A 20131-nucleotide genomic window follows, 5' to 3' on the forward strand; every position below is an offset into this window, starting at 1 on the left:
GATTGGCGCGATGCAGCACAAAGCGGCCACCGTGCTTGCCGTCCCCGCACAAGAACCAACGGTCGCCGTTGGAGCTCGCAGCAAATTCGATCTGTTCTTCCGGTTCATAGCTTTCCCCGACAGCGCCTATGTCGTCGAGGGGATGCGCCTGCTCGCGCGAGATAGTCGCTTGATCCGCTGGCTCGCCTGCGATTTGCCTTTCGCCTGTGCTTATCGAGGCGGGATAGTCATCCGGCGCGATCATGCCGGACCGGATCTGCTCGATGAGAGTGGTTTCCGCCGAGTGATCTGCTCCCGCTTCGGGCTTCAGGTCGAGCGTCGCGTAGTCCGCTCTTTTGAGAAGCCTGCGCAGGAGCGACTGCTTTATGTGAGTTATGTTCACCACAGCCAGCCCTCCCCCATCAAAAACATGACAAAAACGAAGCTGATCACGGTAACGGCTACCGGAGCGGCATTGGGATAGCTTGGCGGAAAATTTGTAGGAGTGGCAGTCATATCCGGTCCTTCCGAGTTATGCGCCGAGACGGCATTGATCCGACGAAAGCGGTGTTGCCCCACCAGCTCCGATCAACGGTTGCCATCAAGCCGCTATTGCTGTCTTTCGGCGCCGCGTTGGGCGGACTGGCTTAGGCTCGATCGGCTGGGCTTCGCGCAACTGCCGCAGACGCGCTGTCTTCCGGGTCCGGTCAGCCGCTTCCGTTTCGATGATCTGCCGCGCGATCGCGCTTGTGGTGGCGGCCTTGTCTCGCGCGGAAATCTTCTCCGGCTTGAAAAATTCCTGCTTCGTCATGGTCATCATAATCTTCTTTCGGTTTGGTGCTCGGACGCATCCAAGAAGTCGGGTAGAATCAACGCCGTCAGAGCTCGGTCCAAAACAAAAAGGCCGGGCGCTAAACCCGACCTCTCACAGTCACTCAGCTCTGCTGCCAGTACATCCGTGGTCAGCGGGGCGAATGAAAACTTTAAGCTGCCTGAAGATTTTCGGCGGAGCTTTTGCCGGACTTGCGGTCCTGAACAACCTCGAAGGAGATCTTCTGGCCATCCGAGAGCAAACGCATTCCGGCGCGCTCGACAGCGGATGCATGGACGAAGACGTCCGTGCTGCCATTGTCAGGCTGAATGAAGCCGAAGCCCTTGGTGGAGTTGAACCATTTGACGATACCAGTAGTCATGACGATTTCCTTTCAGAGCAATCGTTGTGGTTCCCGCGATGCGGGTTAAGATCGATGATTTGAGAGGAAAAGACGGGAGCTAAGCTCCGGACCAACATCACAAGCAATGGTCGATAAGCAATATATGGGTACAAGTTCTGATTTTGCAAGGGACGCATAGGATTTGAATCCGGGTCATTCAGGGCCCACAGCATTTCCGCCTGTCGTTCACGTTTCATCAGGCAATGACGGCGATGTCCACGGCGACGTCCATCGATTGAAAGGCACCCGTGGGGCCGATGAACGTTCCCGATACCGGCATGAGCTGGGTAATGTCGCGCGCGACCCCCACGGGGATCAGGTTGGCGCTGCCCATGCTCCTGTTTGTCGGGTCAAAGGCGATCCATCCCGCACCCGGAAGGAACACTTCAACCCATGCATGGGTCGACCCTCCCGGCGACGAACCGACCAGGGCGCGCGCCGGGTCGTAGAGATATCCGGACACGATCCTCGCCCCGAGGCCAAGAACCCGGACACTTTCGGCAAAAAGCGTCGCAAGATCCCGGCAACTCCCGGACCGCAAGGAAATGGTCTCCAACGGATGCTGCGTTCCTTCTGTATCGCGCGCCTGATAGGCGACGCCGTTTGAAACCCCGGCACTAAGATCCTTCAACAGAGACAGGGTATCGGTCAAATTCCCCATGACGAAACCCATGACCCACTGCTGCAATTCGCCAGAAGGATCGGGATATTGAACATCCCTGAGGGCGCCGAGATCCTTCCAATCCTGGTCGTCATAAAGGAAGGGGTAGGTTGCGGCCGGCGCAGCGATATCGAACACGGGCCAGGCATCCGATTTCAGATCGACATCCGCACGGCTGACGATCTCGAGCTGCTTGGTCGGCTCTGAGAACGTCATGGTCGCAACTGCGTTTCCGAACACATCGGTTGTCCAGGAAACCCTGCCTCCGGGAGAACCTGTAATCTGGTGCCTTTGCAGCAGGAGCTCCGGCCCCTCGCGCGGCCGCAGCAGTAGTCGGTAAGGAGAGAGCTGAACGGGGCTACGGTAGCTGTAGGTCGTCCGATGGCGTATGGAAAGTTTTGGCATTTCCGTACCTCATATGCACAAACCGAACGGGGTAGGTATCGCCAGTTCGCTGTGCTGCTACCAAACTCAGCCGAGATTGCGAAGATGCCGATCCAGTGAGGACGTGCGGCTGGCCCTTGATTGCCAGGGATGCGTCATTTCATGAGCCCCGCAGACCGCAGCGCACTCTCTATGACGTTCTGGACGTTATTCGTGATCTTGCGATCAGACTTCGCTCCCGCGAGCCTTTCGCCCGCGGCGGGATTCGCACGACGCTCAAACGATGGTGTGAGACCCCAGTTGCGGGCGATGTGCTCCGACGACGAGATGCCGACGTCGAGCATGTACGGTGCCAGCGAGCCGTAGCCGCTTGACGTCTCGATAGGGGTGCCGTGTCCCATGCCGCCTATGCGGTAAAGCTCGATCACATCCGCGCCAGCCTTGTTTGTCCAGACGTGGTGTTCCTGCCCGTCGACTACGTCAGAGCGTGCGGGTTGATTGCCCACCTGGTGCATTGCTTTCCACTGGTCGATGATGGCCCGAGCATTGAGCTCGTGCACGGTCTTGTCGGCCGTACCATGCCAGACAGAGATGGCAGGCCACGGGCCGGCATGGCTCGACGCCGAGCGAAGTCGCTCCTGAAGTTGCTCACGAGAGGGTAGACCGTGACCGCGCATCCGGTCGAACGCCTGTGGGATGCTCGAGGCAACGCCATAGGGCAGGCCCGCAATGATCGCTCCCCCGGCAAATACTTCCGGATAGGCGGCAAGCATGGCATTCGCCATGGCGCCGCCAGCTGACAGTCCTGTGATGAACACCCTCGTAGGATCGATGCCGTGGTCGGAGATCATCATGCCGATCATCTCACGGATCGAGCAGACCTCGCCACGGTCGCGCTGTATGTCGCCGTCGGAAAACCAGTTGAAACAGAGATTGGGGTTGTTCTGGCGGGTTTGCTCCGGAAACAGGACAGCAAAACCATATTCATCGGCCAGCTTCGACCATCCCGATCCGGCGTCATAGCCGGCAGCCGTTTGGGTGCAGCCATGCAGGACTACGACAAGCGGGATTGCACGTGATGCATCCGAGGATACAGGGACACGATACCACCCCAGGAGATCGCCGGGATTAGCGGTTTGGTTCTGCAGCTTCTCCAGCCGATTTGAACCCGTAGGCATGGTCGGCGCGGTGCGAAACCGCTGCAGGCGCTGCAAAGTGTCCGAAAGACTTCTCATAGGGGCTTCCTCGCTGCTCGCGGAAAGCCGACCGACGTCCCGGATGTCATAGGTAATGCTGCACCGCACAATTGCAAGACTTGCAAAGTGGTGGGTGCAAGTCATTTGCTCAGCGGTGGCAACAGCGGCAACCAGGTCAGCAACAGGCTGTCATCATGCGCTCATCTACATCTCTTCAAAGGAAATCAGTCGCTGCCTTTTCTCATCCCAGAGAACAAGTTTGACGCAGCCCAGGCTCTCGCGAATGCTGATGCGGCCGACATCTGCAAGCTCGGGATGGTCTCGAAGCACCTCAGGCGGCCGATAGAACGGCACCCGGCTGGAGAGATGATGAATATGATGCATGCCGATGTTACCGCTCATCCACCGCAAGGGGCGCGGCAGATCATAGTGTGAGGCTCCATGCATGGCAGCGTAAGGGAAAGCCCAGTCCGGCGGTCTCGACCAGTGCGTATCCTCGAACTGATGCTGGACGTAGAACAGCCAGACGCCTGCCGATCCGGCAATGAGCACGATCGGCAGATGGATCAAGAGGAACGGGATGATCCCAACGCTCCAGATCAATAGCGCGGCCAACAAGATAACGGCGACGTTTGTTGCCATGGCCGAGACCCATGGCAGAACGCCCAAGCGCATCATCCCAAACGGTAGCCTCTGCTTGAGGAGAAACAGAAAGGCGGGGCCGATCCGAACATCACGAACGGATTCCGATACAAGCGATAGCCAAGCTGTCCCCTCGGGGTTAGATTGCGACGCGCTGATCCGCGCGTCTTCGCCATGCAGCCGCCACCGGCCCTCTTCCTCGCCTTCAAAGGGAGAAAGGAGGCTGGTGAGAATAGTAAAGAGGGTCGTCGATTGTTCGGCGAAGGTTTCACCGCCGGTGAAACAGGCAGGGGTCATTTCGTGGGCCTGCGATAGAGCGACAAGGCGGTCCTTCATGCCGGTAGCAAGTTCTGCCGGCGTCTGGGCAGTTCGTGCCGCCAGAGTTATGATGCTGCCGGTGATCGCGAACAGGTTCTTCACGCGGTGGTGCATCTCCCGCAGCAGATCCTGATGCTGCCCGGCCCGTTTGCGATCCGAGATGTCTCGGGCGATCTTCGATGCGCCGATGATCTTACCGTTGCCGGCGCGGATCGGCGAAATCGTCAAGGAAATATTGATGAGAGTGCCATCCTTGCGACGTCGGATCGTCTCGAAATGGTCGGCCCGTTCGCCCGATCTGATCCTCGCCAGGATTGCCGGCTCTTCGTCGAGGCGGTCCTCCGGGATCAGCATGGTAATCGCCCGCCCCACGGCTTCGTCCGCGGTATAGCCGAAAACACGTTCCGCGCTCTTGTTCCAGGTGGTGATGATTCCCTGTAATGAATTGCTGACGAGTCTAACCAACAATAACGACCTATTGCGGAAGGGAGACGTACAAGCGACTTGTACGCATCCTTTTGCACTGCTATCGTCGGCTCAGAGTCGACATCGGAGCGCATCATGCCGCAGACCAGCTACAAGATCAGTGAGGCGCGCAAAAATTTCGCCGAGGTGCTCGAGCGCGCCAACCACGGCGAGGAAATTTTGATCATGCGCGGCAATGAAATCTATGCTCGCATTGGGCCGGCCGACGGCGGTAAGCGGCCGTTCGGCCTGTTGCGCTCGCGCGACCTTCCGGACGATCTGTTCGACGGCGTCGACGCCGAGCAGGCGGCGATCGACGCCGGCGACTTCAACGATGACGTCGGCGTCTGGCAGGGCAAGCCAACCGATTACGAGTCCAAACCATGAAGCTGCTGCTCGACAGCCACGCCGTGTACTGGTGGACGATCGGCAGCGACCGGCTGTCCGACAGGGCCCGGGCGCTGATCGAAGACAAGGCCAACGCCGTCCTGGTCAGCGCCGTGTCGTTCTACGAGCTCGACAACAAGATGCGGCTGAAGAAGCTCGATCTGAAGCCGCAGGAATTGCGCGCAGCGGTCACCGCCAGCGGCCTGCAGACGCTCGCCATCAGCGATCTGCATGCCGAGCTGGCAGCAAGCTTCGACTGGGATCACCGCGATCCCTGGGATCGCATTCTGGCGGCGCAGGCACGATTGGATCATTGCGCGTTCGTGTCGACCGATTTGGTGTTCGACGCGGTACTGCACGAGCGGGTCTGGTGAGGGCAATGGCGATGAAGATCTTTGCGGATACTCCCGAAGCTGCCGAACGATTTGAAGAACTGCTGGATCTCGCCCGCCGCAACGACGAGGTCGTCGTCTGCCGTGCATTGCGGCCGATAGCCGTCCTGACGGCGATCCCGAAGCCGTGCCAGGGCACGATGGACGATTTTAAGGCGCTGGCAGCCGCAGGTCGCCCGCCGATCAGTGACCAGACGTCCAACCATGGCGATTTCTATGACGAGAAGGGGCTGCCGAAATGAGCGGCACGTAACTTCGGTCAAAAGGCGCGCGCCGCTTGAACAGGCCGGTGAAGGTTCGTTGTGGAGCGTCTTCTTCTCGGGATGGATCCTCGGAAACCAGACGGAGCACGCGCTCGGCAAGTCGAGCCGCATCGCCTTCAGACCTGACAAATCGGCGTGCGTGTCTGTGTAGGGTAGAGATAGTTGTCGGGTGGGACCGTGCAAGCACAACGCACCCTATCCTGTTCGGTCAGCGGGTGCGCGTCCAAATACTCAGCCACCAGCGGTCGGCGACAGCCTTCCACCAATCCTTGATCTTCTGCAGGGCATTGACCCCTCATTCAGGGCGGTCCCACACCAGGCGCCGCCGTCTCGTCTGCATTTCAGACCAGGAGCGGCTACAGGGTAGAATTCCTGACATCGAACCGCGGAACAGACGACTATCTTGATCAGCCCGCAAAGATGCCGGCGCTCGGAGGCGCCAGCGGCGATCCGCTTCGCCTCCTCGATTTCCTGATCCGTGATCCTGTCCGGACGATGCTCCTGCACAAGAGCGGTGCCCCGGTGACCGTCCCCGACCCATCGCGCTTTGCTGTCCACAAGCTGATTGTTGCAAGCCGCAGGCACACCGACGGCCAATCGGCCATCAACCGGCTAAGGATATCCGCCAGGCGGCACTCCTGTTCGAAGCCCTCCTGCAAACCAAGGCGAGCCTCTGCCCTTGCTCTTGTTTACAATGAAGCCTGGGAACGTGGAACGGCTTGGCAAGCCGCCATCCGTTCCGGAGCTTTGCTGCTAGTGGCGTTTCCACTTTCTTCGGCCACCGATATCAACGAAATAGCTAGACAGTCTAGCTAACCCGGAGCAGAACCATGGAATGGTAGCTACAGGACGCGAAAAACCGGTTTTCAAAAGTGGTACAAAGGGCGCGATTTGAAGGTCCGCAGGAAATCACTGTACGTGGAGAAAGAACCGCCGTCGTATTATCCACGCGCGACTATGACGCCATGCGCGCAGGCCGGCCCACACTCGTTGACGATCTACTCGGCGTTCGGTCTTGGGACGACGAGCTCGTTGATGCGGTCGAGGCGCGCGCCAAGATCCCCAGCCGCGACGTGGCGTTCTGATGTACCTGCTGGAAACTAACATTTTCTCAGAAGCGCGACGCGGTACCCCGCAGGCGGTATCCTGGTTGCGATCGGTCGATCCGCTCAGCGTCCACCTAAGCGCCCTGACGCTCGGCGAAATCTTGCGCGGCATCGCGCTGAAACATCAGTCTGACCCGAGAGCCGCCTCTCACCTTACCGAGTGGCTGCGCAAGTTACGCCGGGACTACAGCGATCGTATCCTGCCGGTAACCGACCAGATCGCCGTGGAATGGGGCCGTATCGCCGCGATCCGTCCGCGGGGCGATATTGCTGGGCTGCTTGGCGCGACCGCGATCAGCCACGACCTGATCCTCGTCACACGCAACGTCAAGGACTTCGAAGACAACGACGCAACTGTGATCAATCCCTGGGATATCCCGGCGTGGGGATAGCGTTCATACGAACCAGATCAATGTCCACAACGAACTGCAGCCCCGATCAGCGGTTGTCGGCCCTGGCGGTGATGCGAAACAAGTATCGATAGTGATTGATTTTTCGGCTTGCGCTACGAATACCGCCGAACCTGGCTACTCACCGTGGTTAAGAGTGGTGAAAATCGCACCGACAAGAATCCGTTGCGACGATCAAAAATCCCATGGGTTGAGGAGATCGAGACCGGTCGTTTCGAAAGCCTTGAGATTGCGCGTGGCCAGTCGTCCCCATTCACGTCGGCGACCGCGGCAATCATTCCATCAGGCGCCGACATTGGACGGCCCTGACGGACCGCCTTTCCCATAAGCTCCCCATAGGCGAGAGCTGCCTCCTTCGTTAGCACATACATCCGATCCGCAAACCGGCGACGCCATTCTGCTAGCCCCTGCTCCAGACGTTCGGCGCGTTGGTCCGGCTTAATCTTCTGGATGCCGAACGCTATTTCGGCGATTGTAACGGTGGGAAGAGCCAGCTACGCGTCGAAGCGAACCAACCAGGCCGTGACGGCTTCGTTCGGATCTTCCGTAAGGTCTCGGAGACGACATTCGTGTCGAGAAAGATCAAAGTTCGATGCCTCGATGAGGCTGCCGGCTTTCACCGATGACAAAATCCAGATCGATATCCGTGGCGGCTTGCGCATTCACACGCGCATAGAAACTGGACGCAGGCTCCCGCCCTGCCTCGCGCGTCTCATAAGCTTCAAGTGCGCGTTCGACCACTTCGGCAATCGAACGATTTTCGCGACGCGCCAACCGGTGAGCGAGATCCCGCGCCTTGGAACTGCGAACAGAAAGTTGTGGTGCGGCCATTGTGGACTCCTTTGTAAAGAAGATAATGCGACATCGGACTGCCATGAAGCTGGCAGGCGACGATTTGCCATCAACTCCGACCGCATCCTTGCCGGGCTAAGGTCCATCAAACGGCATCAGCGCCCATCGTTGGACGCCTGGAGAGTGCAAGCTTATTCGAACCTGTATATCTTCCCTTAAATCAGCCGCGAAACCAGGGAGCTCTGCTCTTCAAGGAGAAAACTTGAGCCCTGAAAATTCGATGACCGATGAGGAGCTGCTGTCGCGTGCAACCGAACTCGACGTGCTCGAGGCGATCCTGCCCTTCAATCGACGCGATCAGCTTGCCGGTCTTCTCACGAAAGGCGCTGAGATTTTTATATGCAATCAATGATGACAGGAGGTGATCCAGTATGGCCAGTATAACCATTCGCAATATCGACGATCGATTGAAACAGAGGCTGCGCATCCGCGCTGCCACCCACGGCAGATCGATGGAAGACGAGGCTCGTGACATCCTGAAAATGGCGTTGGCTCAACAGGAGACAGTGCCAGAAAACCTCGCCGCGACTATCCGCTCTCGCCTGCAGCCGCTTGGCGGCGTGGAACTGGAACTTCCGGCGCGCAAACCGATCCGTGAGGCTCCGGATTTTTCGGCTTCATGATTGTCCTCGACACCAACATTATATCTGAACTGCTGTTGCCGGTTCCGCAGCCCGCAGTTGTCGACTGGCTCGCGGATCAGTCTCCCACTGCCATTTTCACGACGGCCGTTACCGAAGCGGAGATCCTATATGGGCTACGCTTGCTCCCAGACGGTCGTCGCCGACGAGAACTTGAGTCGGCAATCCTGCCGATCTTTACCCAAGATCTCGCCGGTCGTGTGCTGCCGTTCGCTCGGGAAGCCGACGTCTACGGTACAATTAAACCGGAACGACGCAAGGCAGGTCGCCCGATCAGTCAATTCGATGCGCAGATTGCGTCCATCACGATTTCCCGCGGCGCCGCGCTGGCAACTCGCAACGTTGCCGACTTCGGGGGCGTCGGCTTGGTGATCATAAACCCATGGCAGTAAGGCCTGCGAACTCAGTTGAGCGACGTTAAGTTCATCGCCCCGTACCTGCAATAAGCCGCTAAACGAGATATCCTCGTTCAGGTCAGTCCAGTGGGAACCCATTGGACTGATCTAACTTTGCGTCGATTGTCCGGTCGCCATGTTTGTTTTCCCCCTTAAGGCTTGAGAACGACTTTCACGCAGCCATCCTTCTTCTCGAGGAAAGTCTTGTAGAGTTCCGGCCCATCTTCCAGACCACCCGTATGCGTTATGATGAAGGATGGATCGATCTCGCCCTTCTGGACCCGCTCCATCAGGAGCGGCAAGTAGCGCTGGACAGGGGTCTGGGCCATTTTGAAGGTCAGGCCGCGGTTGATTGCCGATCCCATCGGGATCTTGTCGAGGAACCCGCCATAAACACCGACGATCGATACCGTGCCGAAGTTGCGGCAGCAATGGATCGCCTGGCGCAGCACATGGGGCCGATCGGTGCCCATGAAGGTTGCCACCTTGATCCGGTCCAGTCGGGCATCCCAGCTTGCGGAGGGATCGGACTCGGTGCCAACCGCATCGATACAGGCATCGGCGCCGCGACCGCGTGTCAGCTCCATGATGCGGTCATAGATATCTTCCTCGAGATAATCGAGCGTCATGGCGCCGGACTTTTGGGCAAGCGCCAGCCGCTCCGGCACGCTGTCGATTGCAATGACACGCTCGGCTCCGAGGATGAACGCGGACTTGATTGCCATCTGGCCCACCGGCCCGCAACCCCAGATCGCGATCGTATCACCCGGCTGAATGTCGCAGAAATCGGCCGCCATATAGCCGGTTGGAAAAATATCCGACAGGAACAGCACTTGCTCGTCGGTCAGGCCGTCCGGCACCTTGATCGGGCCGACATCGGCATAAGGCACCCGCAGGTATTCAGCCTGCCCGCCGCTGAACCCGCCAAGCAGATGGGTATAGCCGAACAGGCCGGCCGGCGAGTTGCCCCACATCTTGGTGACTTTCTCCGGGTTCGGGTTGGACCGCTCGCAGCCGGAAAAGAAGCCGCGCTTGCAAAAGAAGCATTCGCCGCAGGAAATGGTGAAGGGCACGACGACGCGGTCACCCACCTTCAGCTTGCTATTGTCCTTGCCGACCTCGACCACCTCGCCCATGGTCTCGTGACCCATGACGTCGCCGCTATGCATGTCGGGCATCACCCCGTTGTAGAGATGCAGATCCGATCCGCAGATCGCGCAGGCGGTCACCTTGATAATTGCGTCGCGGCCATCCTCGATGACCGGATCGGGAACGCTTTCGCAGCGAATGTCGTGCTTGCCGTGCCAGGTCAAAGCTTTCATGTCATGTTATCCTCTTCTAGGAGTAATATCTCTTGTCCCGCGCCTGTCAGGGCTGGCCACTTCCGCCGGCCGAGCCGTAGACTTGTCCCGTCGCATAGGATGCCGACGGATCTGCCAACTGCACATAGATCGACGCCAGTTCGGCCGGCTGTCCCGGACGGCCCATCGGCGTCTTGCCGCCGAACTGTTCCAGCTTCTCCATTGTCGCCCCGCCAGCAACCTGCAGCGGCGTCCAGATCGGCCCCGGCGCCACGCCGTTGACGCGGATGCCCTTGGGGCCGAGCTGCTTTGCCATCGACTTGGTGAAGCTCATGCCGGCAGCCTTGGTCATCGCGTAGTCGACCAGATCCTCGGATGGATCATAGGCCTGCTCAGACGTCGTGATGATGATGTTCGATCCCGGCTTGAGATGCTTGAGCGCGGCCTTCGTCAGCCAGAACATGGCGTAGACGTTGGTCTTCATGGTCGCATCGAACGCTTCGCTCGTTATGTCGGAGAGCGCGCCGGCCTGTTGCTGTCGTCCCGCATTGCTGACGAGGACGTCGAGGCCGCCGAGCGCGGCCGCAGCATCTTCGACAAGCTTCGTACAGAATGCCTCCTCACGAAGATCGCCGGGCAGTGCAACGGCCTTGCGTCCTTCCTTCTCGATCAGGGCGATGACCTCTTTCGCATCGGGTTCTTCGTCGGGAAGGTAATTGATCGCAACATCGGCGCCCTCGCGGGCGTAAGCGATCGCGGCCGCCCGGCCCATTCCTGAATCGCCGCCTGTGATCAGGGCCTTGCGACCGGCCAGACGACCCGAGCCCCTGTAGGCGGTTTCGCCATGGTCGGGCTTCGGGTTCATCTTGCCCGCCAGGCCCGGAAACGGCTGCTTCTGTTTTTCGAACGGAGGCTTCGCATACTTGAACGTCGGATCCTGCAACATAACTGGCTCCTTTGATCGATTGGCGTTTGATTGGGCGAATGCTGGAAAGACGGATGACGCCAAAGCCGCTGAGGCGGCTGCGAGCACCGAGCGGCGTCTAATCTTCGTGGTCATGTGAGATCCTTGGACAGAAAGACGCGTTGATCGGGCGAGACGATAATCGTTGCATTCGTCCCGTGTCGTGACGGTCGGAGAAGTCGGATTGTCATCATCGTCTCCGGTCGATCTGTCTTGCTGAACTTCGGTTCAGCGCCAATGTTCCAAGGAACGAGCATTTGAAGGAACCAACCGGTGCTGATCGTGTTGGCCGAGTAAAGGAGATCCCGATGCCCCACCTCGACACAGACGACCTGCGCATAACGTTTAATGAGACGGGCGCTCGGTACGGAAAACCGGTACTTCTGCTTCACGGCTGGCCTGATGACGCAACGACCTGGGAAGCGGTCGTGGATCTCCTGAAGGACCGCCATCTTCGTTTTGTCATCCCGTATCTGCGCGGCTTTGGGCCGACAACGTTTCGCACCGAAAAAGTGCCGAGAACGGCGAATGGTGGGATCCTCGCCATGGATGCGATCGCCTTGGTGGATGGACTTGGCATCGAAAAATTCGCGGTCGTCGGCCATGACTGGGGATCGCATATTGCCGAATGCCTGGCGATCGGGTGGCAAGATAGGGTCGATCGCATCGCCCTGCTTTCGTCCACGCCGCGCATGGGCGGACTGCGGACGCCAGCGTTCAGCCAAGCTCAGCTTTATTGGTACCAATGGTTCATGGCGACCAAGCGCGGTGCTGCGGCCATCGACAATGATCGGAAGGGATACGCCCGTCTGCAGTGGCAGAACTGGGGGCCGGACGGATGGTTCGACGACGCGACGTTCGATCGTGTGGCGAAATCCTTCGAAAACCCGGACTGGCTCGACGTCACGCTGCACAGTTATCGTGTCCGCTGGGAGGAGGCAGAGCCTGATGCGCGCAGCCTATGGCTCGAGGAAAAGGTAAAGGCGACGAAATCACTGTCGCTTCCAGCCATTTTCATTCATGGGACTGAGGACGGCGTCACTCCGCTGTCGACGTCTGAGACCGTGCACGAGAAGTTCACAGGAGCGTTCGAACGGATCCTGCTGCAAAATGTCGGCCATTTCCCTCAGCGGGAGGATCCGGAGGCAGTGGCGCGAGATCTTGCAGTGTTTCTCGCAGCCTGAGGGCAGCCGGTCCGGAACTTCGTCGGTTCCGAGAGCTTTAGCTGAAGCCCCCTGGATGTCCAGGCGGCCCGATACCTGCGATACCGGAGGTTGCCCGATGCAACAAACGCCAGCCGATCTCGAACCCCGCAAAGGAAGCCCGAGCCCGCGCATGGATGAGGACGAGTTCAAGCGGCGCTTTCGCAACCAGTTTCAAGATCCTGCCTTCGAGCCTCTGAAGGCGGAACTCGAGAAGGTCACGGAGGCAGCCTGGGACGCATACGAGCACTCGCGCAAGAGCCCTCGCACGCAAAAGGCCGGGCCGGAATTTGCAGATCCTTCCTACGAGCTTGCGACAGACTGGCTGGCGGCCCGCGACGCTATTCGGAAAGCGCAGCACCGCCATGACGATGCGAATGGCCCCCGCCGTTTCCTGCTGATAAACGGGTCGTCGCGCAGCGAACATACGTGTCCTGGCGAGATATCGAAAAGCTTCCGCATGGTCGAGATCGCCAAGAAGGTCTTGGAGCAAAATCCGCAAAGCAGTGTCGAGGTGCTCGATCTGAGCCGGATCGCATCGGAATACGGTCGCCAGATCCATCCCTGCAAGGCCTGCTTCTCGACATCGGCCGCACTCTGTCACTGGCCGTGTTCCTGTTATCCCAATTACTCGCTCGGACAGATCCACGACTGGATGAACGACATCTATCCGATGTGGGTCGAAGCCCATGGCATCATGATCGTCACACCGGTGAACTGGTACCAGACCTCCTCGCCTCTGAAGCTGATGATCGACCGGCTGGTGTGTGCGGACGGGGGAAACCCGGATCCGACCACGACGCATGGGAAGCACGCGAAAGAAGCCAAGGAGATCGAGATGAAGGGGTGGGACTATCCCAGGCATCTCGAAGGGCGCCTCTTTTCTGTGATTGTCCATGGCGACACCGAAGGCGTCGAAAATGTCCGACGCAGCGTCTCGGACTGGCTGAAGTCGATGGAACTGGAGCCGGCCGGGACACTGGCGGAAGTCGATCGCTATATCGGCTATTGGGAACCCTACGCGACCAGCCATCCGGCCTTCGATAAGGATCAGGCGATGCAGGAGGAAGTCCGCAATGCCGCCCGGACGTTGCAAGAGGCCGTTCTTGCGAAGCAGCACGGCAGGCAGATTGCAGCCGGATCGCGCCTGAAGCAGGCGAGAGAGAAGTAGGATTTGAACACCTATGTCGTCACGCTCTTCATTCTCGGCGCCGTCATCCTCCTGACCGCATGGCTGCCGATGGCGTTGCGGCGTCTGCCACTGTCGCTGCCGATCTGCTGTGTAGCGATCGGCGCCCTGTTGGCATGGTCGCCTCTCACGCCCCTTCCGAGAATGAACCCGCTCGATAATGGCGCAATCACCGAGCATCTGACGGAGGTCGTCGTCATCGTGGCCTTGATGGGCGCGGGCCTGAAGATTGATCGACCGATCGGCCTCCGTCGCTGGGCAACAACCTGGCGGCTGCTTGGAGTAGCCATGCCGATCTCCATCGCTGCGATCTCGTTTCTTGGTTGGCAGTTCCTCGGCCTGAACGCGGCGTCGGCGCTGCTTCTGGGTGCCGCTGTCGCGCCGACCGATCCCGTGCTCGCTGCCGATATCCAGGTCGGGCCTCCCAAGACCGGCGAGGAGGACGACATTCGCTTTGCTTTGACATCGGAAGCCGGCCTCAACGATGGCCTCAGTTTTCCCTTCGTGCTGGCGGCGGTCGCACTTGTCTCGGCCGGCGACAGCCCATTCGGGTGGACCGCCCACTGGCTTTTGTTCGACGTCTTATGGAAGCTTGGATCGGGCATCGCCATGGGCTGGATTGTCGGCAGGGTCCTCGGGTACTTCACCTTCAAATTGCCAAAGGCGGGCCGTATCGCCAGGACAGGCGACGGCCTGGCCGCACTTGGATTTACCTGCATTGCCTATGGCGCAACCGAGATCGTGCACGGCTACGGCTTTGTGGCCGTCTTCGTGGCAGCGTTGACCCTGCGCAACGTCGAGCGCAATAGCGACTTTCACGGCGAACTCCACGACTTCGGTGAGCAAATCGAGCGGATGCTGACCATGGTCCTCCTGGTGTGCTTCGGCTCCGTTCTCGCAGAGGGCACGCTCCTTGCCCATGTCGACTGGCGCATCCTCACCGTTGCCGTCGTCGCGCTTGCCATCGTCAGGCCCTTGGCAGCCTGGACGAGCCTTATCGGCTGTGAACGCCCTCAGGCCGAAAAGCTTGTCGTGTCAGTGTTCGGCATTCGCGGCATCGGGTCCATCTATTATGTCGCCTACGCGACCGGGCATGCGTCCTTCGACAAAGCTGAGGTGGTCTGGACGACGGTGTTCGTCATCATCTTGATCTCCATTGTGGCGCACGGCATTGCCGTCACACCGGTCATGAATTGGATCGACCGGCGCCGCGGCGTCGACAGCGATAGACCGATTGCAACGACTGAAGTGGGCGGATCCGGCTGAGGTTCTCCCCGACGCCTTAAGACCGGGACGGACCTGTCACGCTCGCCAGCGCGACCTGATGTTCGCTCGAACGCTTCTCGTTTGTTGTTGCGCCGAAATAGGTGTCTCTCAAGGCAGTGCCGAACCTGTGAGAAGCCAGAAGACTTGTCGATTGATTCAATCGGGTGTTGGCGGCGGCAACAAGAGCCCAATTGATGGATATCACTTCGACTGTCTGAATCGTCGTAGTTGCTCCTCACATTCCCGCGCAAGGCTATCGCTCTGATCTTTCCCTCGTTCGACATCCAAGCCCGGAACAATTTGGCGCGAAGGAAATTGATTGGCGGACAGAACGATTTCGGAAAGTCCGTCACCCCGTCGTGATTGCGTTGCCACCTAAACGATCTGTCAAATTTTCTTTGATATAGCGCACAATCGTTTACCTCAGGGTAGGACAGCATGAGCATTCATCGAAAACTGTTTGCCGCGTCCGCTTTGGCGATCTTGGCCGTATTGGTTGCCATCAATCCGTTCGGCAGGAACCTCGTCGACGTCCGCCCTGTGCCGTCCATAGTCGAGAGCGTCCGTTAACGTTCACGTGTGCGCGCGTTCCCATCGCATCGTAACAGTTCGTTAATCGGGATGACCTAGCCTTCCGAGCTTCTTCGATCTCGGGATGCCGAAATGGCTGCCAATGATAATCGACCTGCTTGCCTGCCCCTGAATGCGAAAGATGTCGAAGACATTTTAGCGAAAGCGCAAAGCATAAAGGAAATGCTGGAGATCGCGATCGCTGTCGCAAAGCAGCATGTTCAGGGACAGCGTCGCTAACGGCTATATGCCGAGAGCATTCAATAGCCGGATGGACGAAAGGCGAGGCTTGGCCGTAACGTTCGCTTGATCCCGCTGGCTTACGTCAGGCTTTTGTCCAACGACAGAAGAATGATGCGGGCGACGCAGGCAGTTAACAGGCTGCAACATGTCCTGCTCCTGGCCGCCAACCCCTCCTTCCGGACCAACCAGCCTCACTCCGGAGGGGCGAACTTGAACAGCGTGAACGACGTGTCGGTCCAGCCCTCGTTGAACCAGGGCGAAGCCTGGATGTGAGGGGCCGTGATGTAGATCGCACCATCCGGGCCCTGCGCGAACGTATCTGGCCAACGCAGCCGGCTGTCTTCCAGGAAGGGCGCGACCTTGCCGTCCGGACCGAGAAGCTTCGCGCCATTATTCTGCATCGTACTGAGATAGATGCGATTCTGATCGTCGATCCAAAGACCGTCAGTCGGCTCGGTATCCGCGAATTTCTCCGCTTTGACTGCGGCAGGATCGGTTGCTGCCTTCTGAAGTGCGTCCGTCGGAACCTTGTACATTGTCTTGCCCGTCAGCGCCTAGAAATAGAGCGTCCTTTCGTTCCTCGAAAGGGCAATCCCATCGGCGTTGAACTGTGGCTGGCGTCCATCCGGTCGGCGCAGCGGCTTGCCGTCGGTCTGGATGACCACCTCTTTTTCGAACCGATAGGCGAATGCGCCGTCAGAGGCGATGCGGACGTCATTAAGATTGTCATGACCGGTTCGTGCGCGCCCGACATTTGGAACCAGCATCCCTCGATCAAGTTATAGTGGCATGACCGAACCCGCTGAAGCGCTCGCCAAGTTGATAGCCCATTACGCCACGGACGCGATGGCCTCACGACAAGTACGCAGGTTGCCGGCGTTCGCCGTCCCTCGCGAAGGGAATGATCTTTTACTGTCCTTGCTAGAAAAGCTGGATCAAAAACAAGCGGCTGCTACGGCTGCTGCTCAAACCTGACAGTCAGGGTCACGCATAGCCCGTCCGGCAACCACTCGCGCTCGATCTCCGCTGCCAGGCTGCGTGCCACTGTTTGCTCCAGCCGGGTGCCGAAGCCGACGTGGCTGGAAGCCGGCGACTGACCCGGCCCATTCTTTTCCAGCCAACGAAGCTTTAATGTTTCGCCAGTGACTTCGACTTCAATCTCCAGCCGGCCGTCAGGGACCGACAGAGCCCCGTATTTTGCTGCATTGGAGGCAAGCTCGTGGAAAAGAAGGGCGAAGTTGGTGACGTCCTTAGCGGCAATCTCGAAGTCGCTGCCTTTCAGCGCCCAATGCCCCTCCCCCACCTCGGAAAACGGCTCGAGGATAGTGGACAGCAACTGGAAAAGCGTCATTGCCCGCTCTTGGAAGGCATTATTTCCCGTAAAGCTTGGAAGCGTCATCTCGTGAGCACGAGAAAGCGATACCAGCCTGTTCCGCATGTCGGCGGCGAGCGCCGCCGCAGACGTGGCGTTGCGAGCCGCGACCGTAATGATGCTGCTCGTGATCGCAAACAGGTTCTTGACCCTGTGATGCATCTCGCGAAGCAGCAGATCCTGGTGCTGCGCCGCCCGTCGCCGTTCGGAAATGTCCCGGGCGATCTTCGAGGCGCCAATGATCTTGCCCTCACGGTTCCTGATCGGTGAGATCGTCAGCGAGATGTCGATCATTGAACCGTCCTTATGACGCCGAACGGTCTCGAAATGCTCAATCCGCTCGCCGGCGCGGATGCGTTGGAGGATCCCTGGTTCCTCATCAAGCCGGTCATCCGGGATCAGCATCGTCACGGGTTGTCCAACCGCCTCGGACGCAGGGTAGCCGAACAGTCTTTCGGCAGCCTTGTTCCATGTCGTGATAATGCCTGTCAGGCTCTTGCTGATAATCGCATCCTCGGAAGATTCGACGATGGCGGCCAGGAAAGCTGCCGCATCATGACCGGGGCGCGCATTCCTTACGCTTTCCTCAAGCTCCAGGAAGCGTCCTTCAAAGTCTGGATGATGGGATTGGTCGTCGAGAGCTGGCATCCAGTCATTGCCTCATAGCCATGGTTTCGAGTTACGAAACAGAGAAACTTTAGCGTCTTATAACAATGATGGTAGCCCTGAGGCGATAACCAGTTGCAAAATTACGTGACGATCCTACGGTGCGCCTTCCACCAAGACAGGGCAGTCGCTTTGACACATACGCTTCCACGACTAACGACCGGAATTACGGGCCTGGACACCATCCTCGGAGGAGGACTGGTGGAAGGTGCTTCTTACATCGTTCAAGGCCATCCGGGCGCCGGCAAGACGATCTTTGCCAACCAGATGGCCTTCGCCAGCGTCACCAACGGCCGTAAAGTCCTTTACGTCACCCTTCTGGCCGAGACCCACGATCGCCTTTTCCAGGCGCTCGGCACGCTCGATTTTTTCGATCGCGCGTGCCTCGGGTCGAGTATTTCCTATGTCAGTGTCTTCCAGACCTTGCGCGAAGAGGGCTTGCCGGCTGTCGTCAAGCTCATCAGGCAGGAGATCAACCGCCAGGGCGCGACCCTTCTTGTTTTCGACGGGCTCCTGAACGCACGAGACCGAGCCGAGACCGACATTGACGTCAAGACATTCATTGCAGAGGTGCAAAGCCAGGCGGCCTTTGTCGGCTGTTCCGTCTTGTTTTTGACAAGCACCAGGGTCGCCGAAGACAGTCCAGAGCATACGATGGTCGACGGCGTCATCGACCTGCATAACGAGCTGGTCGGGGTCCGTTCGGTACGACGCCTGCAAATCCGCAAGTCGAGAGGCACTGCTGCGCTTGGTGGTCACCACCAATTCGAAATCACGTCGGCGGGCATCGTCGTCTATCCGCGGATCGAAGCGGTTCTGGCAACGAGCAGTGTCGTCGATGAAGGCTCTTCCGATCTCATCGCATCGGGAACGGAAGGGTTGGACGCTGTGATGGGCGGGGGACTACAGGATAGTTCGGTGACCCTTGTCTTTGGCCCCTCCGGCTGCGGCAAGACTTCGCTGGGCGTCAATTTTCTGGCACGGGCCAGCCAAAGCGAGCCGGCCCTGCATTTCGGGTTCTATGAAACGCCTGCGAGGTTGATGAGCAAGGCTCGCGCGCTCGGCGTCGATCTCGACGGTCCCGCAAGCTCGGGAGCGCTCAAAATCATCTGGAGCCCGATGACAGAAAACCTGCTCGACAAACTCGGCCATCGGCTCCTCGACGAGGTGCGTGTGCAAGGTACAAAGCGCCTGCTCATCGATGGATTGGGTGGCTTCGAGCGAGCTGCCGTTCACCCGCCCCGGCTCGTCGAATTTTTTGCCGCGCTTACAAACGAACTGCGTGCGCAGGGCGTTACGACAATTGCGACATGGGAACTGCGTGACCTTTTCGGGCCGACGGTGACGGCTCCAGGGTCCGAAATCTCCAGCCTACTGGATAATCTCGTGATGCTGCGCCATGTAGAGATCAGTTCGCGCTTCAAGCGCACCATTTCGGTGCTCAAGGTAAGGGACAGAGCCTACGAGCCGGCCATCCATGAGGTGGGGTTCGGCTCGAACGGGATGCTCATCCAGCGGCCGCTGGAGCCAGTTTCCGGCGCGGCGACGGGAGTGGCAGCCCCGGTCGAACGAGAGCATTAGAAGGGAAGCATAGACGGCATGCCACTCATCGTGATCGCAGAGGACGAATACCTCATCGCCGAAGTTCTGGTCATGATGCTGGAAGACGCCGGGTATGAGGTCGCGTCGGCTCCGCACGGCAAGGCCGCGCTGGCGCTTGTGCGGGAAAGGAGCCCTTCCCTTGTTGTGACGGACTTCATGATGCCACTGATGACGGGGCTCGAACTGGCGCAGACGATGAGATCGGACAAAGATCTCGCACGTATTCCTATCGTCCTTGTGAGCGGGGCTCAGGGTAGCATAGGTCGAGCTCATCCCGATGTCTTCGACGCCGTACTGGACAAACCGTACAACGAAAAAAAGCTGATTGAGACGGTCTCTCGCCTGATCCAATAGTTGTAGGGTTTGCGGGCGGTAAGAACCGCTCCTGATATTGGCCCTCCCTGAGCTCGTCAGGCTTCCGCGGTCGCAGCCAGCGATTGTCCATCCGGTG

General features: G+C 58.9%; 26 protein-coding genes and 4 pseudogenes. 16 read left to right on the forward strand and 14 right to left on the reverse strand.

Annotated features, from left to right (window positions below; genetic code table 11):
- Positions 1–10 precede the first annotated feature (10 nt).
- A complete protein-coding gene (locus LVY75_33535) occupies positions 11–463 on the forward strand; it encodes a hypothetical protein (GenBank protein XAZ26218.1) in 453 nt (150 codons plus the stop codon).
- 117 nt (positions 464–580) lie between these two features.
- Here the strand turns inward: LVY75_33535 and LVY75_33540 are convergent, their stop codons facing one another.
- The 6 genes and pseudogenes from LVY75_33540 to LVY75_33565 all read right to left on the reverse strand — a co-directional run bounded on the left by LVY75_33540 (position 581) and on the right by LVY75_33565 (position 4850).
- Positions 581–796, reverse strand: a complete 216-nt coding sequence (locus LVY75_33540) for a hypothetical protein (GenBank protein ID XAZ26362.1) — start codon at positions 794–796, stop codon at positions 581–583.
- A 166-nt stretch (positions 797–962) separates the two neighbouring features.
- Positions 963–1172: a cold-shock protein gene (locus LVY75_33545; protein XAZ26219.1), complete on the reverse strand. Its 210-nt coding sequence runs from the start codon at positions 1170–1172 to the stop codon at positions 963–965.
- Between the two features lie 217 nt (positions 1173–1389).
- Positions 1390–2259 (reverse strand): transglutaminase family protein, encoded by an 870-nt coding sequence (locus tag LVY75_33550; protein ID XAZ26220.1) that lies wholly within the window; start codon positions 2257–2259, stop codon positions 1390–1392.
- 134 nt (positions 2260–2393) lie between these two features.
- A complete protein-coding gene (locus LVY75_33555) occupies positions 2394–3473 on the reverse strand; it encodes a PHB depolymerase family esterase (GenBank protein XAZ26221.1) in 1080 nt (359 codons plus the stop codon).
- Between the two features lie 165 nt (positions 3474–3638).
- Positions 3639–4219: pseudogene (locus LVY75_33560) on the reverse strand (fatty acid desaturase).
- Between the two features lie 7 nt (positions 4220–4226).
- A pseudogene (locus LVY75_33565) lies at positions 4227–4850 on the reverse strand (PAS domain S-box protein).
- 105 nt (positions 4851–4955) lie between these two features.
- On the opposite strand from LVY75_33565, the gene LVY75_33570 reads away from it, so the two are divergent.
- From LVY75_33570 to LVY75_33595, 6 genes and pseudogenes are all read left to right on the forward strand, one after another.
- Positions 4956–5246, forward strand: a complete 291-nt coding sequence (locus tag LVY75_33570) for a type II toxin-antitoxin system prevent-host-death family antitoxin (protein ID XAZ26222.1) — start codon at positions 4956–4958, stop codon at positions 5244–5246.
- Positions 5243–5620, forward strand: a complete 378-nt coding sequence (locus tag LVY75_33575; GenBank protein XAZ26223.1) for a type II toxin-antitoxin system VapC family toxin — start codon at positions 5243–5245, stop codon at positions 5618–5620. Before LVY75_33570 ends, LVY75_33575 begins: the two co-directional genes overlap by 4 nt.
- 5 nt (positions 5621–5625) lie before the next feature.
- A complete protein-coding gene (locus tag LVY75_33580; GenBank protein ID XAZ26224.1) occupies positions 5626–5880 on the forward strand; it encodes a prevent-host-death family protein in 255 nt (84 codons plus the stop codon).
- 271 nt (positions 5881–6151) lie between these two features.
- Positions 6152–6717 (forward strand): annotated as a pseudogene (locus tag LVY75_33585) (hypothetical protein).
- A 56-nt stretch (positions 6718–6773) separates the two neighbouring features.
- Complete coding sequence (locus LVY75_33590; protein XAZ26225.1) at positions 6774–6986, forward strand: type II toxin-antitoxin system prevent-host-death family antitoxin; 213 nt, start codon at positions 6774–6776, stop codon at positions 6984–6986.
- Positions 6986–7399, forward strand: coding sequence for a type II toxin-antitoxin system VapC family toxin (locus LVY75_33595; GenBank protein ID XAZ26226.1), 414 nt, complete (start codon positions 6986–6988; stop codon positions 7397–7399). The genes LVY75_33590 and LVY75_33595 overlap by 1 nt, the downstream gene beginning before the upstream one ends.
- 192 nt (positions 7400–7591) lie before the next feature.
- Here the strand turns inward: LVY75_33595 and LVY75_33600 are convergent.
- Together LVY75_33600 and LVY75_33605 are read right to left on the reverse strand one after the other, a co-directional pair.
- Positions 7592–8003, reverse strand: a pseudogene (locus LVY75_33600) (PIN domain-containing protein).
- The gene (locus LVY75_33605; protein ID XAZ26227.1) at positions 8000–8248 is read right to left on the reverse strand and encodes a type II toxin-antitoxin system VapB family antitoxin; all 249 of its coding nucleotides are present in this window, start codon (positions 8246–8248) and stop codon (positions 8000–8002) included. Before LVY75_33605 ends, LVY75_33600 begins: the two are co-directional and overlap by 4 nt.
- 223 nt (positions 8249–8471) lie before the next feature.
- On the opposite strand from LVY75_33605, the gene LVY75_33610 reads away from it, so the two are divergent.
- From LVY75_33610 to LVY75_33620, 3 genes are read left to right on the forward strand one after another with little or no spacing between them, the layout of a single operon-like run.
- Positions 8472–8621 (forward strand): hypothetical protein, encoded by a 150-nt coding sequence (locus LVY75_33610; protein ID XAZ26401.1) that lies wholly within the window; start codon positions 8472–8474, stop codon positions 8619–8621.
- Positions 8622–8640: 19 nt separating this feature from the next.
- A complete protein-coding gene (locus tag LVY75_33615) occupies positions 8641–8892 on the forward strand; it encodes a plasmid stabilization protein (GenBank protein XAZ26228.1) in 252 nt (83 codons plus the stop codon).
- Positions 8889–9302, forward strand: coding sequence for a type II toxin-antitoxin system VapC family toxin (locus tag LVY75_33620; GenBank protein ID XAZ26229.1), 414 nt, complete (start codon positions 8889–8891; stop codon positions 9300–9302). The genes LVY75_33615 and LVY75_33620 overlap by 4 nt, the downstream gene beginning before the upstream one ends.
- Before the next feature lie 155 nt (positions 9303–9457).
- Here the strand turns inward: LVY75_33620 and LVY75_33625 are convergent, their stop codons facing one another.
- The 3 genes from LVY75_33625 to LVY75_33635 all read right to left on the reverse strand — a co-directional run bounded on the left by LVY75_33625 (position 9458) and on the right by LVY75_33635 (position 12022).
- Positions 9458–10627, reverse strand: a complete 1170-nt coding sequence (locus LVY75_33625; protein XAZ26230.1) for a glutathione-dependent formaldehyde dehydrogenase — start codon at positions 10625–10627, stop codon at positions 9458–9460.
- Between the two features lie 46 nt (positions 10628–10673).
- Positions 10674–11552 (reverse strand): SDR family oxidoreductase, encoded by an 879-nt coding sequence (locus LVY75_33630; GenBank protein XAZ26231.1) that lies wholly within the window; start codon positions 11550–11552, stop codon positions 10674–10676.
- A 110-nt stretch (positions 11553–11662) separates the two neighbouring features.
- Entirely contained in the window at positions 11663–12022 is a 360-nt protein-coding gene (locus tag LVY75_33635; protein ID XAZ26402.1) for a hypothetical protein, read from the reverse strand.
- On the opposite strand from LVY75_33635, the gene LVY75_33640 reads away from it, so the two are divergent.
- The 4 genes from LVY75_33640 to LVY75_33655 all read left to right on the forward strand — a co-directional run bounded on the left by LVY75_33640 (position 11999) and on the right by LVY75_33655 (position 16037).
- Positions 11999–12754: an alpha/beta hydrolase gene (locus LVY75_33640; GenBank protein ID XAZ26363.1), complete on the forward strand. Its 756-nt coding sequence runs from the start codon at positions 11999–12001 to the stop codon at positions 12752–12754. The two genes, LVY75_33635 and LVY75_33640, sit on opposite strands and share 24 nt — an antisense overlap.
- 97 nt (positions 12755–12851) lie before the next feature.
- Positions 12852–13943 (forward strand): flavodoxin family protein, encoded by a 1092-nt coding sequence (locus tag LVY75_33645; protein ID XAZ26232.1) that lies wholly within the window; start codon positions 12852–12854, stop codon positions 13941–13943.
- Between the two features lie 3 nt (positions 13944–13946).
- Positions 13947–15227, forward strand: coding sequence for a cation:proton antiporter (locus tag LVY75_33650; GenBank protein ID XAZ26233.1), 1281 nt, complete (start codon positions 13947–13949; stop codon positions 15225–15227).
- 663 nt (positions 15228–15890) lie between these two features.
- Positions 15891–16037 carry a hypothetical protein gene (locus LVY75_33655; GenBank protein ID XAZ26234.1) on the forward strand — a complete coding sequence of 49 codons (147 nt, stop codon included), beginning with the start codon at positions 15891–15893 and terminating at the stop codon, positions 16035–16037.
- A gap of 194 nt (positions 16038–16231) precedes the next feature.
- Here LVY75_33655 and LVY75_33660 read toward each other — a convergent pair whose 3' ends face one another.
- The 3 genes from LVY75_33660 to LVY75_33670 form a co-directional block, all read right to left on the reverse strand.
- Positions 16232–16576 (reverse strand): hypothetical protein, encoded by a 345-nt coding sequence (locus LVY75_33660; protein ID XAZ26235.1) that lies wholly within the window; start codon positions 16574–16576, stop codon positions 16232–16234.
- 18 nt (positions 16577–16594) lie between these two features.
- A complete protein-coding gene (locus tag LVY75_33665; protein ID XAZ26236.1) occupies positions 16595–16807 on the reverse strand; it encodes a hypothetical protein in 213 nt (70 codons plus the stop codon).
- Between the two features lie 185 nt (positions 16808–16992).
- Positions 16993–18060 (reverse strand): PAS domain S-box protein, encoded by a 1068-nt coding sequence (locus tag LVY75_33670; protein XAZ26237.1) that lies wholly within the window; start codon positions 18058–18060, stop codon positions 16993–16995.
- Positions 18061–18276: 216 nt separating this feature from the next.
- Between LVY75_33670 and LVY75_33675 the strand changes: the two genes are divergently transcribed.
- Both LVY75_33675 and LVY75_33680 read left to right on the forward strand, forming a co-directional pair.
- Positions 18277–19659, forward strand: a complete 1383-nt coding sequence (locus LVY75_33675; protein ID XAZ26364.1) for a serine/threonine protein kinase — start codon at positions 18277–18279, stop codon at positions 19657–19659.
- Positions 19660–19677: 18 nt separating this feature from the next.
- The gene (locus LVY75_33680) at positions 19678–20034 is read left to right on the forward strand and encodes a response regulator (GenBank protein ID XAZ26238.1); all 357 of its coding nucleotides are present in this window, start codon (positions 19678–19680) and stop codon (positions 20032–20034) included.
- The last annotated feature ends 97 nt before the right edge of the window (positions 20035–20131 follow it).

This window comes from Sinorhizobium sp. B11 (genome assembly GCA_039725955.1).
Classification (GTDB): domain Bacteria; phylum Pseudomonadota; class Alphaproteobacteria; order Rhizobiales; family Rhizobiaceae; genus Rhizobium.

Excerpts from the sequence above, each read along its gene's own strand:
- LVY75_33660 (XAZ26235.1), bottom strand. The coding sequence starts at position 16,576 with ATGTACAAGGTTCCGACGGACGCACTTCAGAAGGCAGCAACCGATCCT.
- LVY75_33620 (XAZ26229.1), top strand. The coding sequence starts at position 8,889 with ATGATTGTCCTCGACACCAACATTATATCTGAACTGCTGTTGCCGGTT.
- LVY75_33555 (XAZ26221.1), bottom strand. The coding sequence starts at position 3,473 with ATGAGAAGTCTTTCGGACACTTTGCAGCGCCTGCAGCGGTTTCGCACC.
- LVY75_33670 (XAZ26237.1), bottom strand. The coding sequence starts at position 18,060 with ATGCCAGCTCTCGACGACCAATCCCATCATCCAGACTTTGAAGGACGC.
- LVY75_33605 (XAZ26227.1), bottom strand. The coding sequence starts at position 8,248 with ATGGCCGCACCACAACTTTCTGTTCGCAGTTCCAAGGCGCGGGATCTC.
- LVY75_33630 (XAZ26231.1), bottom strand. The coding sequence starts at position 11,552 with ATGTTGCAGGATCCGACGTTCAAGTATGCGAAGCCTCCGTTCGAAAAA.
- LVY75_33655 (XAZ26234.1), top strand. The coding sequence starts at position 15,891 with ATGGCTGCCAATGATAATCGACCTGCTTGCCTGCCCCTGAATGCGAAA.
- LVY75_33580 (XAZ26224.1), top strand. The coding sequence starts at position 5,626 with ATGGCGATGAAGATCTTTGCGGATACTCCCGAAGCTGCCGAACGATTT.
- LVY75_33550 (XAZ26220.1), bottom strand. The coding sequence starts at position 2,259 with ATGCCAAAACTTTCCATACGCCATCGGACGACCTACAGCTACCGTAGC.
- LVY75_33665 (XAZ26236.1), bottom strand. The coding sequence starts at position 16,807 with ATGCTGGTTCCAAATGTCGGGCGCGCACGAACCGGTCATGACAATCTT.
- LVY75_33535 (XAZ26218.1), top strand. The coding sequence starts at position 11 with ATGCAGCACAAAGCGGCCACCGTGCTTGCCGTCCCCGCACAAGAACCA.
- LVY75_33680 (XAZ26238.1), top strand. The coding sequence starts at position 19,678 with ATGCCACTCATCGTGATCGCAGAGGACGAATACCTCATCGCCGAAGTT.
- LVY75_33635 (XAZ26402.1), bottom strand. The coding sequence starts at position 12,022 with ATGGCGGTCCTTCAGGAGATCCACGACCGCTTCCCAGGTCGTTGCGTC.
- LVY75_33625 (XAZ26230.1), bottom strand. The coding sequence starts at position 10,627 with ATGAAAGCTTTGACCTGGCACGGCAAGCACGACATTCGCTGCGAAAGC.
- LVY75_33540 (XAZ26362.1), bottom strand. The coding sequence starts at position 796 with ATGACCATGACGAAGCAGGAATTTTTCAAGCCGGAGAAGATTTCCGCG.
- LVY75_33570 (XAZ26222.1), top strand. The coding sequence starts at position 4,956 with ATGCCGCAGACCAGCTACAAGATCAGTGAGGCGCGCAAAAATTTCGCC.
- LVY75_33595 (XAZ26226.1), top strand. The coding sequence starts at position 6,986 with ATGTACCTGCTGGAAACTAACATTTTCTCAGAAGCGCGACGCGGTACC.
- LVY75_33545 (XAZ26219.1), bottom strand. The coding sequence starts at position 1,172 with ATGACTACTGGTATCGTCAAATGGTTCAACTCCACCAAGGGCTTCGGC.
- LVY75_33615 (XAZ26228.1), top strand. The coding sequence starts at position 8,641 with ATGGCCAGTATAACCATTCGCAATATCGACGATCGATTGAAACAGAGG.
- LVY75_33645 (XAZ26232.1), top strand. The coding sequence starts at position 12,852 with ATGCAACAAACGCCAGCCGATCTCGAACCCCGCAAAGGAAGCCCGAGC.
- LVY75_33575 (XAZ26223.1), top strand. The coding sequence starts at position 5,243 with ATGAAGCTGCTGCTCGACAGCCACGCCGTGTACTGGTGGACGATCGGC.